We start from the raw sequence: 14,649 nt of genomic DNA on the forward strand, positions 1-14,649 counted from the left end.
TAAAATTCCCTAGAACGTTCTTGATTTTAGAAACCGCCTATGAGTGTCACTATCCGTGATTTAGCAAAAGCGACTGGCTTGTCCTTGGGCACAATTTCGCGCGCCTTGAAGAATCAAGGTGGTTTGACCGAAGTCACTCGCACTCGCGTATTTGATACGGCGCGTGAAATGGGCTATGACTTGTCCAAATTAAAATCAGGTCGCATACGACGCATCGCTTTTTTGCTGCATCGACAGCACAATACTTTGTCTAGTAGTCCTTTTTTCTCTCCCGTACTTCACGGTGCAGAAGCGGCCTGCAGAGAAGAAGGGATTGCCCTATCTTTTGTCGCAGTTGGCCCGGCTGAGCCGGTCATGGAGCAAATTCGTGTGCATCAGCCTGATGCGATTTTGTGCGCAGGATTTTTCGAACCTGAATTACTGCACGCGATCCGTGCCTCGGGCAAGCCTATGGTGCTAGTTGACATGCAATTGCCTGGCTACACGTCGATCAATCCAGATAATCGATTAGGCGGCTACTTAGCGACGCGCCATTTGATCAAGGTAGGGCGCAAGCGGATTGCGATGTTGAGCGGGCCTAGTGCGCACTACAGCATACAAGAGCGCGTACACGGTTTTCGTAAAGCCTTGTATGACGCCAAGATACTGGCCAATCCGGCTTTGGAAATTGCGATTCCCCATCATGCCAATGAAGAGGCCAGTGTCAAACGAGCCATGCTGAGTTTGCTGGCCATGACGCAGCCACCCGATGCAGTGTTTTGTTACAACGACAGTACCGCACTGACCGCCATGCAAACTTGTTTAGAAGCGGGTCTAAAAGTGCCACATGATATCGCCATTATTGGCTTCGATGATATCAGTGCCGCGCCACGTGCCAATCCTCCTCTGAGTAGCATCCATGTTGATAAAGAAGCTCTAGGTGCAGAAGGCGTAGAAATACTATTACGAAAAACGCAAGATGAAGTGGTGGAAAAAATACTCGCTGTGCAATTGATGGTGCGTGAAAGTAGCACTGATGAGTTGTGATCTTGATTCATAAATAGGAAAAGAAGCTTATGACAATATATTTGCCCGAAGTTAATTTGAACCCTAATTCAACGAGGAAAATTTCCAGTTGGGGATTGGCTGCTAGCTTGTTTGCCGTGCTTATGCTGTCTGGAATTGCCATCAGTGAGACGCATGCTGCTGACAAAAATAGTCCAGCCGCAGCGGTCAATGTGTTCATAGGAACGGGCGGCGATGGCCATACCTTTCCTGGTGCAACAAGGCCGTTTGGCATGGTGCAATTAAGTCCCGATACGCAAGTGCGCCACTTCAAACAGAGCTACCCTTGGGCGGCGGGTTATCGTTATGAAGATGACTCCATACTTGGTTTTTCCCATACGCATTTTTCTGGTACTGGACATTCAGATTTAGGCGATGTCTTGTTGATGCCATACAGTGGTGAGACCAAATTAGAACCTGGCTATCCTGAGCGTACGTATAGCGGATATCGCTCACGTTTTAGCCACAAACAGGAACAAGCGGAACCTGGCTATTATGCGGTGAAATTATTAGATCATGATATTGATGTGGAGTTGACTGCTAGCGAACGCGTGGGGCTGCATCGCTATCGTTTTGCAAAGAATTCAGAAGCAAAATTGATCGTCGATCTGCGTAGCAGTATCTATGATTACAAAACAAAAAATCTGTGGTCTAACTTACGAGTACGCAGTAACACTTTAGTTACTGGAATGCGTGAAACTCGTGGTTGGGCGGCTGGGCGGCAAGTATATTTCGCAATGCAATTTTCCCGACCTTTTGCGAGTAGAGAAATTCATAATCGCGAAGACGCAGTCGAATATCGTGGCTTCGCCGGCCCTGGTGCAGGTGCCAAAGATAAAGTAAAAATTGAAGGTAAAGCGATTGTTGCTGCCTTTGATTTTGGCACGCCTGATGACCAGACCTTGATGGTGAAAGTTGCGATTTCCGCCGTCAGTGAAGAAGGTGCGATTGCCAATTTGAGTGAAATGAAAGATTGGGATTTTGCCGCCGAACGCAGTAAATCCAGTCAAGCATGGAATGAGGCTTTATCAGCGGTCAGCATAGAAGCTAAACCTGAGATGCGCACCATGGCTTACACCGCGCTTTACCACAGCATGATGGGCCCGAGCTTGTTCATGGATATAGATGGACGTTATCGCGGCCCCGATAATCAGGTGCATCAAGCCGATGGCTTTCGTTTTCATTCTACTTTCTCCTTGTGGGATACCTATCGTGCTTTACATCCATTGCTGACTTTAATTCAACCTGAGGCACGTAATGCGGATTTTATAAAATCGTTGATGGCATCTCAGCAATTTAGTCCTGACGGTATTTTGCCAGTGTGGCAGTTTCATGGTTTAGAAACTTGGTGCATGATCGGTTATCACGCAGTGCCGGTGATCGCCGATGCGTATATGAAGGGGATCAAAGGTTTTGACGCCGAAGCCGCTTTGAATGCGATGGTCAAGAGCGCGGAATACGGTCCTTATGGCGGCTTACAGCACTATATGAAATTCGGCTATGTTCCGACCGACCTAGAGCCAGAAGCAGCATCTAAAACGGTAGAGTATGCCTTCGATGATTGGACGATTGCCCGTATGGCAGAGAAAATGGGTAAAGCGGATATCGCGAAGAAATTTTACACACGCGCTCAATATTATCGCAATGTGTTCGATACCCAAACAGGCTTCATCCGTGCCCGTAAATCGAATGGTGAATTCCGTGTTCCTTTCGACCCAACTGTATCAAACTTTGGTAGCGATTATACCGAAGGTAGCGCTTGGCAATATTCTTGGTATATGCCGCACGATAACGCCGGTTTGATCTCTATGTTAGGTGGTGATGCGGCAGCAACGTCCAAGATTGATCAGGTCTTCGATGCGAAAGTCGATGAAAAAGTGTATGCGCATATGGAAGATATTTCGGGACTAATAGGCCACTATGCGCACGGTAACGAGCCCTCACATCATGTCGCGTATCTCTACAATTATTTTGGTGCACCTTGGAAGACGCAACAACGTTTACAGCAAATCGTTGATAGTCAATATCAAGCAAAGCCTGATGGTTTGTCTGGTAATGATGACCTAGGACAAATGTCGGCATGGTTGGCATTTACTAGCTTTGGTTTTTATCCGGTCGCGCCTGGCAGTAATGAATACATCATCGGACGCCCATTTTTGGATAAGACGGTATTGAATTTACCTAATGGAAAAAAATTCACGATACGTGCGGATCATTTGAGTAAGGCCAATCAGTATGTTGCGAGTGTTATGTTGAACGGTAAAACTTTAGAAAAAAATTATTTGACGCATGAGCAGATTACGGCCGGTGGTGAATTGATCTTTACTATGCAAGCACAACCGAATAAGAAGTGGGGAAGCAGTAAAGAAGCACGTCCTTATACACAAACTCAGTATCAGTGAGCTAGCTTGAATTGATATTTTTACTTGAAGTTTAGGAAGGCAAGCGACACTTGCCTTGTTGTGCTGGAGAATATGCGTTATGGTGTTTTGGCTAAGCGAGAGAATTTTGGATTTATTTTCTCGCTTTTTTCTTATGCATATTGCGCATATCTTTCTGGAGATGAACTATGTTAGTAAAAGCCTTGTTAGCAACCAGTATTGCATCTGGCTTTCTTTTATTGAGTGGCGCCGTATGTAGCGACGCGGCGATGGCTGCAGATTCTGAATTAAAATTGGCGATCGCCAAAAACTACAACGCTCAGCTCAAACCTCTATTTGAGTATTTTCATCAAAACCCAGAGCTGTCCTTCATGGAAGTCAACACCTCGGCGCGACTGGCAAAAGAGTTGCGTGCAGCAGGTTTTGAAGTAACCGAAGGCGTTGGTAAAACCGGCGTCGTGGCAATCCTCAAAAACGGCCCCGGCCCTTTGGTGATGATGCGTGCTGACATGGATGGTTTGCCATTGGAAGAAAAATCCGGTCTGCCGTATGCCTCGAAAGTGCAGCAAAAAGATCCCGACGGTAAATTGCAAAACGTCATGCATGCTTGCGGTCACGACGTTCACATCACCAGTCTAGTTGGTACAGCAGTGCAAATGGCAGCGCGTAAAAATCAATGGTCGGGAACTTTGATGCTAGTTGGTCAACCTGCCGAAGAGCGTGTCGGTGGTGCCGCATTGATGATGAAAGACCAAATCTGGAAACGCTTTGGTCAGCCTAAATACGCACTCGCTTTTCACGTCGATTCTGGTTCGGAAGCCGGTAAGATTACTGCTGAAGAAGGCTCACCTTATTCGGGAGTCGATACTGTTGAGATAGTCGTTCATGGCATAGGTACGCATGGTGCTTATCCCCACCTAGGTAAAGATCCTGTGGTGATCGGTGCGCAAATTGTGATGGCGCTGCAAACTATCGTGACACGCGAAGTCGCGCCGCGTGAACCCGCTGTGATTACCGTTGGTTCCTTCCATTCTGGTACCAAATCCAACATCATTTCAGATCAGGCAAAACTACAATTAAGTGTGCGTAGCGAGAGCAAAGAGACACGTGCTTTATTACTTGCCGCGATTAAACGAGTCGCCATCAATACCGGACGGGCAGCCGGCTTACCAGAAAATTTATTACCAGAAGTGACTGAGGTAGATACACCGACACCACCAACACTCAATGATATTCCTTTGACGCAGCGCTTGAAAAAAGTATGGACAGAAAAGCTAGGTAAAGACGCTTTTGCAAGTCCGAAAATGCGCGACGGCATGGGCGCAGAAGACTTTCCATTCTTCGTTAGTGACCCCTACATTCCAAGTGTGTATTTCTCCATAGGCGGTACGCCCAAAGAAGATTTTGAAAATGAGAAAAAAGGCGGTACCGCAGTGCCGGGGCACCACAGTCCGATTTTTAAAATTACACCTGAGCCAGCGGTGCGCGCTGGGGTGGAGGCGACTGTGATTGCTTTGTTGGATTTGATGAAGAAATAGTCTCATCGATTTTGAAGATAAGAGCAGTCATCACATTGAGCTAATTTCGTTCAGTTAAGCGTTGCACCACGTATTGTCATTCCCGCGAAGGCGCGAATCTAGCGTCGTAAAAGCCTAGAGACACTCTTCGCAGGGATGACCTCTCGACTTTTTGAGTTTGACTGAACGGCACTATTCACATAGTAGCGTTTTGAGCAGGTAGCGTAATAGTTGGGATTTGAGTAAGAAATTTTTTGGGAAACTAATTAACTTCATCCAACATCGCATCACCCAAATGTTCAATATCGCCCCAACTGAGCAGTGACAGTCGTCCGTCTTGGTAAGTAAAACGATTAATACTCGCGTTGAAAATCGTAATTGTGCGCTCGGCGTTTAAGGGGAGATTCATCGACGCACGATAAGCGCATTCGAGCACGCCGCCGTGCGCGACAATGGCGATTTTTTGACCCGCGTACTGTTCTGCATAATGCACTACGCAGTTGATGGTTCGCTGCTGAAATTCTCGTATGCTTTCGCCGACATTCTCGCTGCCATCGGCTTTTGGTGGAAAATGAAAATCAGGGTCGCGTAGACGCCAGTGTGCATAGGCTTCGGGATAGATTTCAGGTAACTCGCTATACAACTTGCCTTCAAAATCACCAAAGCAACGTTCGCGCAAATCTGCATCAATGCGCGTTGGTAAGCCTTGTAGTCTAGCGATTTCACCAGCGGTTTGTATGGCGCGTTGTAAGTCGCTGGAGATAATCGCAGCCAGCTTTTCTTGCTGCAATTCTGCGGCTAATGCTTTGGCTTGACGCCGGCCTTCTGCATTGAGTGGAATATCCAAATGCCCTTGCAATTTGCGCACAGCATTCCAGGCAGTTTCACCATGGCGTATTAATAGAATCTCGGTCACGGCTTATTTTTCAGCTTTGGATTTGGTTTGTAACCAAAAGGTCACTGGGCCATCATTGGTGAGTGAGACTTGCATGTCTGCGCCGAACTGTCCCGTCTCGACCACGCTATGTTTACTGCGAGCTTGCGCGACAAAATAATCAAATAGTTGCTTGCCCAATTCAGGTGGCGCGGCGGGTGTGAATGAAGGGCGTGTGCCGGATTGCGTGTCGGCCGCCAAGGTGAATTGCGGCACTAATAGTAAACCGCCTTGCACGTCCGTGACACTGCGATTCATCTTGCCCGCATCATCGGAGAACACGCGATAGCTGAGCAATTTTGTTAATAAATGCTCAGCGTCTTTTTCAGTGTCTTGGCGTTCGGCACAGACCAAGACCATCAGGCCAGCTTGGATAGCGCCTATGGTTGCACCATCGACAACCACACTGGCATGGCGAACTCTCTGTAATAAAGCGATCATGCTGTCAACGTGACTTTGGCAAATTTACGCTTCCCTACTTGCAGTACCACGGTGCCGGCTTGAATTTGCAATTGTTTATCGCTGATCACTGCGCCATCAATACGCACACCGCCTTGATCGACCATACGCATGGCTTCAGAGGTGGAGGCGCACAGATTAGCTTGTTTTAATAATTGTGCGATACCGACGGGAGCTCCACTCAAGCTGATTTCCGCGATGTCATCTGGGATGCCACCTTTAGAGCGATTCACAAAATCCGCTAAAGCATCTTCTGCTGCTTGCTTATTATGGAAACGAGTGACGATTTCTTGCGCGATAGCGACTTTGATGTCGCGCGGATTTTGTCCTTCTGCGACCGATTTCTTATACTGCGCAATTTGTTCCAAAGAGCAGAACGACAGCAAATCATAGTAACGCCACATCATTTCATCTGAAATGCTCATGACTTTGGCAAACATGGTGTTGGCTGGCTCAGTAATCGCGATGTAATTGTTCTTAGACTTGGACATCTTTTCGACGCCATCCAGGCCTTCTAACAATGGCATGGTCAGAATACATTGCGGCTCTTGTCCATAATCTTTTTGCAGTTCGCGTCCGACCAGCAAGTTAAATTTTTGATCGGTACCGCCGAGCTCCAGATCGGAGTGTAATGCGACTGAGTCGTAACCTTGCATTAGTGGGTATAAAAATTCATGTACAGAAATCGGTGTACCGGCTTTAAAGCGTTTAGTGAAATCGTCGCGCTCCATCATGCGTGCGACCGTGTATTTAGACGACAATTGAATTAAACCGCGTGAGCCTAGCGGATCGCACCATTCCGAGTTGTAGCGAATTTCCGTTTTGCTGGCATCTAATACCAAAGAAGCCTGCTTGAAATACGTTTGAGCATTGGCTTCGATTTGTTCGCGTGTTAATGGGGGGCGAGTGGCGTTGCGGCCAGACGGATCACCAATCATAGAAGTGAAATCGCCGATCAGGAAAATGACAGTGTGTCCCAAGTCCTGCAATTGACGCATTTTGTTGAGGACAACGGTGTGGCCTAGATGTAGATCAGGCGCTGTAGGATCAAGTCCTAATTTAATGCGTAAGGGTTTGCCGGCTTTTTCACTACGCGCCAGTTTTTGGGCGAATTCGGATTCAATTAAAAGTTCATCCACACCACGTTTTGTGACGGCTAATGCATGCTGCACTGCATCGGATAGGGGCAAAAGAGTCGTCGCGCCTGGCGCTTTGTCATTGTGTTGTGGCGAAGTCATGATGATATTTAATTAAGTTTGCTAAATAGGTTTACTAATATGTAGGCGAAATGAATGACTAAATAAGTGAGTGAAATCCGATATAAATCAAAAAGTTTTGTAACAGCACTAGCGAAAAAAATGTGCTCCTCGCATAATCGTCAGCTTGCATTATTCGCCATTTGCTTTACAATCAGGCGACTAATTTTCGCCCCACTTCGAGATAATAAAAAAAATAAAAGAAATGGGTTTTCAAACACTCTGTTTGGTGCCAGATTGCAGAATCTGTCAGCGAAACATCAATTTTAACTTATTGCATGCGATTATCCGATAATTTCCGTCATCTAGCTGCAACTACGAAAGTTAAAGCCCAATCAATAGTCAAAGAAAGTATCGCTAACGTGCGTGGTATGCGCGCATCACGTGTGATTTCTTTTTCCGCTTTATTTTTCGCAGTATGCGCAGTCGGCGCGGTAGGTGTAGCACCTTTAGCGCCCGACGCTTCTAATTTACCTGTCAAAACGATCACGCAAGAGTTGGTATTGCCATCTTTAGATGAGCAAATCTCTCAGATCGTCTTGCAACAACAGCATTTCGTTAAAGAAGAAAAAATTCAACGTGGCGACACCTTGGCTTCTTTAATGCAACGTCTTGGTGTTGATGATGTCAATGCGACCAATTTTTTAAAATCTGACCCTACCGCGCGTAATGTATTACAGGCGCGTGCTGGTAAATCGATTCGGGTGAAAACCACGGACGAAGGTACTTTAGAATGGTTGCGCGTGGGTCTGGATGGTGGCGATAAAGGTGGCAAGACTTTGTTGGTATCACGCGATGAGCACAATACTTTTAAGGCCACTGAAATCGTCGAACAATTAGAACGCCGTATAGAAATGCGTTCTGGCGATATTCAATCTTCTTTGTTCGTGGCGACTGATAAAGCCTTGATCCCAGCGCCCGTGGCAGACCAAATCGTGAAGATGTTTGAGACCAATATCGATTTCCGCAAATTGCAGCGCGGTGATTACTTTAACGTGGTGTACGAAACTTTTTGGCAGAACGGTGAGATGGTAAAAACCGGTCGTCTGTTGTCCGGTGAATTTAAAAATTCCGATAAATTATTTCAAGCAGTTTGGTTTGATGAAGGCGCGGGCGAAGGCGGTTATTACAGCTTCGACGGTAAGTCTTTGAAAAAAGCCTTTTTGAAATCTCCGCTGGAATTCTCTCGTGTCTCTTCGGGATTTGCGATGCGTGTTCATCCTATTTCTGGTAAGTGGAAACGTCATACAGGTATCGACTTTGCCGCAGTCAGTGGTACACCGATTCGTGCATCAGCAGATGGCACGATAGAACATGCAGGTCCACAAGGTGGTTACGGCAATATGGTGATCATCAAACATTGGAATGGCTACAGCACCGCCTACGCACATATGAGTCGCTTTGCGCCGGGCTCTCGCAAGGGCACCCGCGTGACGCAAGGTCAAGTGATCGGTTATGTAGGTTCTACTGGATGGTCTACTGGTCCACATTTGCATTATGAGTTCCGAGTCAATAATGAGCCACGTGATCCGAATACGATCAGCGTACAAAGCGCTGCCGCATTGGCTGCTCATGAGTTACCGCGTTTTAAAGTAGTGGCTGCCGAAATGTCGCACCGTTTTGATTTGTTACGTCCGGAACGTAATTCAGCAACTAGCCCCGCACGCATTGCGGCACGCTAAGGATCACATGACACCATTAAAATCAGCCGAACCTAGTTCGGCTTTTTTATTCTTATACTGAGAAATATGGAAAAAAATACTTCCACTTTTATAGGACTGATGTCCGGGACTAGCTTAGATGGTGTTGATGGCGTACTGGTTAATTTTCCCGAGCATGGTGGCGAGGCTTTGCAGTTACTCGCTAGCGCGCATCAAAGTTTTTCGCCTGAGCTTAAACAACAAGCATTGGCTTTGCAACAAGCAGGTACTAATGAAATTGAACGTGAGGCCTTGTTGGCCAACGCCTTGGCGCGTAGCTACGCCGATTGTGTTGCGACATTGTTGGCTGCAACTAATTGCGATGCGCGACAAGTGCGAGCGATAGGCGTTCACGGCCAAACGATAAGGCATAGACCGGACTTGGGATTTACTCGCCAGACAAATAATCCAGCTTTGTTGGCGGAGTTGACGGGCATAGATGTGATTGCAGATTTTCGTAGTCGTGATATTGCGGCAGGTGGGCACGGTGCTCCTTTGGTTCCCGCATTTCATAGAGCGATGTTTGGGCAACCTGGGCGTTGCAGTGTGGTGGTGAATATAGGCGGTATCAGCAATATCAGTATCTTGCATGCAGATGGCCGCACCACAGGTTTTGATACCGGTCCGGGTAATGTATTGATGGATGGGTGGATACACCAGCATCAAGGTCTTGCATATGATGAGGGCGGAAGTTGGGCAGAGCAGGGCCAGATACATACTGCCTTTTTAGCCAGCTTATGCAGTGAAACCTATCTGCAAAAAATACCGCCGAAAAGCACAGGGCGCGATCTATTTCATTTAAGCTGGTTGATGGATAAATTAGTGACATTTCCCGACATCAGTGCAGTCGATGTGCAGGCAAGTTTGTGTGCCTTCACGGCGCAGACCATCGTTGACGCGATTCAACTTTATGCACCGCAATGTGAAGCGGTCTATGTGTGTGGTGGCGGTGCTTACAATGTAAAGCTAATGCGTTCGTTACAAGCCCTGTTGGGTGAGATTCATCTAAGTAGTACTGATAGTCTGGGAATCGCAGCGAATCATGTCGAGGCATTGGCATTTGCTTGGTTAGCACAACGTTTTCAGTTGCGGCTCGCGGGTAATTTGAGTGAGGTAACTGGGGCCGCAGGTGAGCGTATTTTGGGTGCCTTGTATCCAGCTTAACTTAATGGCGATTTCATATTGTGAGATTGCTCCTATTTCTAAATTTTTTATAAGTTATTTTATGAGTAAATTTGTTTATATAGCCGATCCTATGTGTTCATGGTGCTATGGATTTAGTGCAGAGTTAAGACGATTTTTGCAAACGCAGGCAAATGCTGAACTAGACATTATCGTAGGTGGCTTGCGTGCATATAACCGCCAGGTGATGGACGATGGGCAGCGAGAAATGATTTTGGAACACTGGCATAAAGTACAGCAAGTAAGTGGCTTGCCTTTTGATATGACGGGCATGAATCGCACAGGTTTTATTTATGATACTGAGCCGGTATGTCGTGCGGTAGTCACAGCAAAAATTTTGGCTGACGATATGCCATCGTTGGCAATACTCGACGTGTTCCAAGCTCTGCAACATGCCTTTTATGCCGAGGCGCGGGATGTTACCGACGAAAAAGTGTTGGCGAAAATTGCTAGTCAAGCTTTGAATGCATTTGATGACTCAGATAGTTTTGATTCTGAAAGTTTTCACGAAGTGTTGACTGCGCCGCCAACCCGTGACGAGACGCGACAGCATTTTGAACAAGTACAGCGCTGGGGCGTGCGCGGCTATCCGGTATTATTGGCAGTGAAAAATGATGGCTTGCATATGTTGACTTCTGGGTATACCAAGCTTGAAAATTTGCAAGAAGCTTACCAACAACTGCCTACCTAACTATTTGAATCGAGTTATATGAAAAGTCCACGTTTGCAAATCGCGCCCAATGGCCCAGAGTTCTCTCGGATCGTACTTGGTTTATGGCGTCTATCCTCGTGGCAAATGAGTCCCGCACAACGCGTGGCGTTTTTGCAAGCCGCTTTAGACTTAGGTATTACCACCATAGATCAGGCTGATATCTATGGTGACTATACTAGTGAGACTTTGTTGGGTGAAGCATTCGCATATGCGCCGGGCCTAAGTCAGCAATTTCAGATCGTGACCAAATGCGGTATACAGTTTCCAGCGGCGCTGCGTCCAGCGCAAACCTCGCATATTTATAACACAACTGCACAACATATTATTGCGTCTGCGGAGAACTCTTTGCGCAGTATGCAAATCGACGCTATTGATTTATTGTTGATTCATAGGCCTGATCCTCTGATGGACGCAGATGAAATAGCTGAGGCATTTAGCCAATTGCATGCCAGTGGCAAAGTGAAATATTTTGGTGTGTCGAATTTTACTAACGCTCAGTTTGAATTGCTCCATTCTCGTTATCCATTGGTGACCAATCAAGTGGAATGCTCCTTAATGCAAATGGCACCTATCTACGATGGTAGCTTTGATTTATGCCAGCGCTTGCGTATCGCTCCTATGATTTGGTCGGCGCTGGCTGGTGGTGCATTGTTTAGTGATGCAGGTGAAAATGCACAGGCGATTCGAGTCTGTCTCGAGGACATCGCACAACAACTCGATGTCAGTAGTTCTTGCGTGGCGTTGGCGTGGCTGTTGAATCTCCCTAGTCGGCCACTGGTATTGACGGGATCGAGTCGGGTTTCGGTTTTAGAGGAGGCGATACAAGCAGCGCAATTGCGTTTGTCGCGTGAACATTGGTTCGATCTGTGGCGTGCGGCTAAAGGCTTCGATATTCCCTAATATTCGTCAGTATCCTTCAGTTAATTGTTGCTTCAGAATTCCTTGCAGACAAGTTACGCGAATTTGATGAATGTTGCTATGGTAGTTCAACTTATTTGTGAACCTAAGAAAAATACTTTTCAGCAAGGGCGAAACAGCGTATAAAAGAGAACTGGTACTTTATTGCTATTCAATTTATTCCCCCGACTTACTAGTTAATTTACTAGCCGATCAAGGAGCTTAGTAATTGAAGATCGCCCGTTATTATTTACGTCGTTTTTTAAGAGCTCAGCGCCTGCCAACAAAAGACCTGCGGTTGTGGCGCAACGAAATGTTATCGGCGATCTTACTGGTAACCATGTCTCTGGGCGCGCTGACCGCGGTACCCAGTATCTTGCTAGCATTCCGTGATCAATTGTATTCTATTGTACTGATCGATATGCTGGCGATAGCTTGGCTTTTTACCTTATGGCGTGGGCGTGGTTTAAGTTTTGTGGCGCGTAGTTGGAATTTCCTTTTTATTGTCTATCTGGTGGGCGTGTTTTTTTTGTTGAAGGTCGGCCCAGTCAGTCAGATTTATTTGTTAGCGGTTCCGGTACTTACTTCTTTATTACTCGGCTTACGTCCCGCCATCGTGATTTTGGTGGTCAATGCCATCACACTATTGACGATAGGTTTTTTTGCAGATATTGATTTGCAATTTGATCGTTACCATGACCGACCATTTTTGCGTTGGATCATCATTACTTTAAATTTCACTTTTATTAGCTCGGTAATTACGATTACTTGTGGGGTTCTATTGCGCCGTTTAGAGGAATCCTTAAGAAAGCAAATGGAGATTAGCCAATCATTAAAAGGCGAACAAAAGTCTTTACGCAAAGCCAATGAAGAACTCCGGCTCATTTCGGCGGCGGTTGAAAATTTGAATGATATGGTCATGATTACTGACAATGATTTAAGCGACGAAGGACCGCAGTTAGTATTTGTCAATCGAGCATTTGAACGTATCAGTGGGTTTGATAGAAAAGAAGTGTTAGGTAAGAATCTGGATATTTTGTACGGGCAAAATTCAGATCCACATGAGATTGCTCGCATTCATACCGCGATGCATAACCAGCAAGCGCTACGTTCTGAAATTATCAGTTATAGCAAAGCAGGCAAAGAATTTTGGTTGGAAGTCGATATTCAACCGATTAACGACAGCACAGGTGCGTGCAGCAATTATGTCGCGATTGAGCGTGATATTTCTGAACGTAAAAAAGCGGAATTGGATATTTACCGCTTGGCGTTTTTTGACGTATTAACCGGCCTGCCAAACCGGCGTTTGCTGCGAGATCGCATGAGTGTATTACTCGCTAGCGCGCAGCGTACAGGTCATTTTAGTGCGGTCTTATTTATCGATCTAGATCACTTCAAAACGATCAATGACGCGCGCGGCCATGCCACTGGGGACATCTTGCTGGTTGAGGTAGCCAAGCGTTTATCAGGTATCTTGCGCGAGGTGGATACAGTAGCCCGTATCGGTGGTGATGAATTTGTGGTGTTGGTCGATAATCTCGATAGTCATATTGAGTTCGCTGGCAAGTTGGCGTTAACGGTGGCGGATAAAATCCGACTCGCACTCTGTAAAGAGTTTGAAATTGATGGACAGACTTATAGTTCAAGTTGCAGTATCGGTGTCACGCTTTTGCCAAAAGTAGGGCAGTCAGTCGATGACTTGTTGCGCGAATCGGATACCGCAATGTACAGAGCCAAATCAGCGGGGCGCAATCAAATAGCCTTCTTTGAAGGCACCATGCAAACCGAAGTTGAACAGCGTCTTACGCTGGAACATGATCTAGCAAAGGCGCAAGATTTGGGCGAGTTGCACATGGTAATGCAGGCGCAAGTGAATGAGGCCGGGCAAGCGGTAGGGGCCGAGCTATTAATGCGCTGGCACAACAAAGATCGCGGTATGGTTTCTCCTGTCGTATTTATTCCCATGGCCGAAGAATCTGGTTTGATTGTCAGGATGAGGGACTGGGTGATCGCTCAGGCGTGTGAGATTGCTTTGTTATTGCGTCGCCATGCGTGTGATTTTCCCTTATCCGTCAATGTCAGTCCCAAACAATTCCGGCAGGCCGATTTCGTCGATAAGGTGACGGCAATTTTGGCGCATTATGAGCTTGATGGCTCTCACTTGATCTTCGAGGTGACAGAAGGTTTGTTTATTGACGATCTACAAGAAACCATCGCCAGAATGTCTAAATTATCGGCATTAGGGATACGCTTTTCTATTGATGATTTTGGAACTGGTTATTCCAGTTTAAATTATTTGAAGCGCTTACCGCTGTATGAATTGAAAATCGACAAGAGTTTTGTGCAAGATATCCCTGGTGACGCGAATGGTACGGCGATCGTTGGTTCTATATTGTCCATGGCAAAACAATTTGGATTGAAAGTCGTGGCGGAAGGGGTGGAAACGGAAGCACAGGCGCGGTATTTGATTGCTAATGGTTGTGATTCCTTGCAAGGCTTTTTATATTCGCGCCCGCAAACACCTGATGCTTGGTTGGCGGCGCTTTCGTAAAGCCTAGTCGTGTAGT

The 14,649-nt window shown here is 46.4% G+C and carries 11 protein-coding genes; 8 read left to right on the plus strand and 3 right to left on the minus strand.

Going from position 1 to position 14,649, the window contains the following annotated elements; all coding sequences use genetic code 11:
• The first annotated feature begins 39 nt into the window (after positions 1-39).
• The 3 genes from ACFFJH_RS09770 to ACFFJH_RS09780 all read left to right on the plus strand — a co-directional run bounded on the left by ACFFJH_RS09770 (position 40) and on the right by ACFFJH_RS09780 (position 4,963).
• Entirely contained in the window at positions 40-1,026 is a 987-nt protein-coding gene (locus ACFFJH_RS09770; RefSeq protein ID WP_390211999.1) for a LacI family DNA-binding transcriptional regulator, read from the plus strand.
• A gap of 29 nt (positions 1,027-1,055) precedes the next feature.
• Positions 1,056-3,446, plus strand: a complete 2,391-nt coding sequence (locus ACFFJH_RS09775; protein ID WP_390212001.1) for a GH92 family glycosyl hydrolase — start codon at positions 1,056-1,058, stop codon at positions 3,444-3,446.
• 167 nt (positions 3,447-3,613) lie between these two features.
• Positions 3,614-4,963 (plus strand): amidohydrolase, encoded by a 1,350-nt coding sequence (locus tag ACFFJH_RS09780; protein ID WP_390212003.1) that lies wholly within the window; start codon positions 3,614-3,616, stop codon positions 4,961-4,963.
• A 241-nt stretch (positions 4,964-5,204) separates the two neighbouring features.
• Here ACFFJH_RS09780 and ACFFJH_RS09785 read toward each other — a convergent pair whose 3' ends face one another.
• Genes ACFFJH_RS09785 through tyrS form a run of 3 tightly spaced genes read right to left on the minus strand, consistent with a single transcriptional unit; the run spans position 5,205 to position 7,573 of the window.
• Positions 5,205-5,858 carry a histidine phosphatase family protein gene (locus tag ACFFJH_RS09785; RefSeq protein WP_390212005.1) on the minus strand — a complete coding sequence of 218 codons (654 nt, stop codon included), beginning with the start codon at positions 5,856-5,858 and terminating at the stop codon, positions 5,205-5,207.
• Positions 5,859-5,861: 3 nt separating this feature from the next.
• Positions 5,862-6,317: a D-aminoacyl-tRNA deacylase gene (gene dtd, locus ACFFJH_RS09790; protein WP_390212007.1), complete on the minus strand. Its 456-nt coding sequence runs from the start codon at positions 6,315-6,317 to the stop codon at positions 5,862-5,864.
• Complete coding sequence (gene tyrS, locus ACFFJH_RS09795) at positions 6,314-7,573, minus strand: tyrosine--tRNA ligase (protein ID WP_390212009.1); 1,260 nt, start codon at positions 7,571-7,573, stop codon at positions 6,314-6,316. The genes dtd and tyrS overlap by 4 nt, the downstream gene beginning before the upstream one ends.
• A 296-nt stretch (positions 7,574-7,869) precedes the next feature.
• Between tyrS and ACFFJH_RS09800 the strand changes: the two genes are divergently transcribed.
• The 5 genes from ACFFJH_RS09800 to ACFFJH_RS09820 all read left to right on the plus strand — a co-directional run bounded on the left by ACFFJH_RS09800 (position 7,870) and on the right by ACFFJH_RS09820 (position 14,633).
• Positions 7,870-9,273 carry a M23 family metallopeptidase gene (locus tag ACFFJH_RS09800; protein WP_390212010.1) on the plus strand — a complete coding sequence of 468 codons (1,404 nt, stop codon included), beginning with the start codon at positions 7,870-7,872 and terminating at the stop codon, positions 9,271-9,273.
• 66 nt (positions 9,274-9,339) lie between these two features.
• Positions 9,340-10,455 carry an anhydro-N-acetylmuramic acid kinase gene (locus tag ACFFJH_RS09805; RefSeq protein ID WP_390212012.1) on the plus strand — a complete coding sequence of 372 codons (1,116 nt, stop codon included), beginning with the start codon at positions 9,340-9,342 and terminating at the stop codon, positions 10,453-10,455.
• Positions 10,456-10,516: 61 nt separating this feature from the next.
• Entirely contained in the window at positions 10,517-11,164 is a 648-nt protein-coding gene (locus tag ACFFJH_RS09810; RefSeq protein ID WP_390212014.1) for a DsbA family protein, read from the plus strand.
• Positions 11,165-11,182: 18 nt separating this feature from the next.
• The gene (locus ACFFJH_RS09815) at positions 11,183-12,085 is read left to right on the plus strand and encodes an aldo/keto reductase (RefSeq protein WP_390212015.1); all 903 of its coding nucleotides are present in this window, start codon (positions 11,183-11,185) and stop codon (positions 12,083-12,085) included.
• A 226-nt stretch (positions 12,086-12,311) separates the two neighbouring features.
• Positions 12,312-14,633, plus strand: a complete 2,322-nt coding sequence (locus ACFFJH_RS09820; protein ID WP_390212017.1) for a putative bifunctional diguanylate cyclase/phosphodiesterase — start codon at positions 12,312-12,314, stop codon at positions 14,631-14,633.
• Positions 14,634-14,649: the final 16 nt, after the last annotated feature.

This window comes from Affinundibacterium danionis (assembly GCF_042432465.1).
Lineage (GTDB): Bacteria > Pseudomonadota > Gammaproteobacteria > Burkholderiales > Burkholderiaceae_D > Undibacterium > Undibacterium danionis.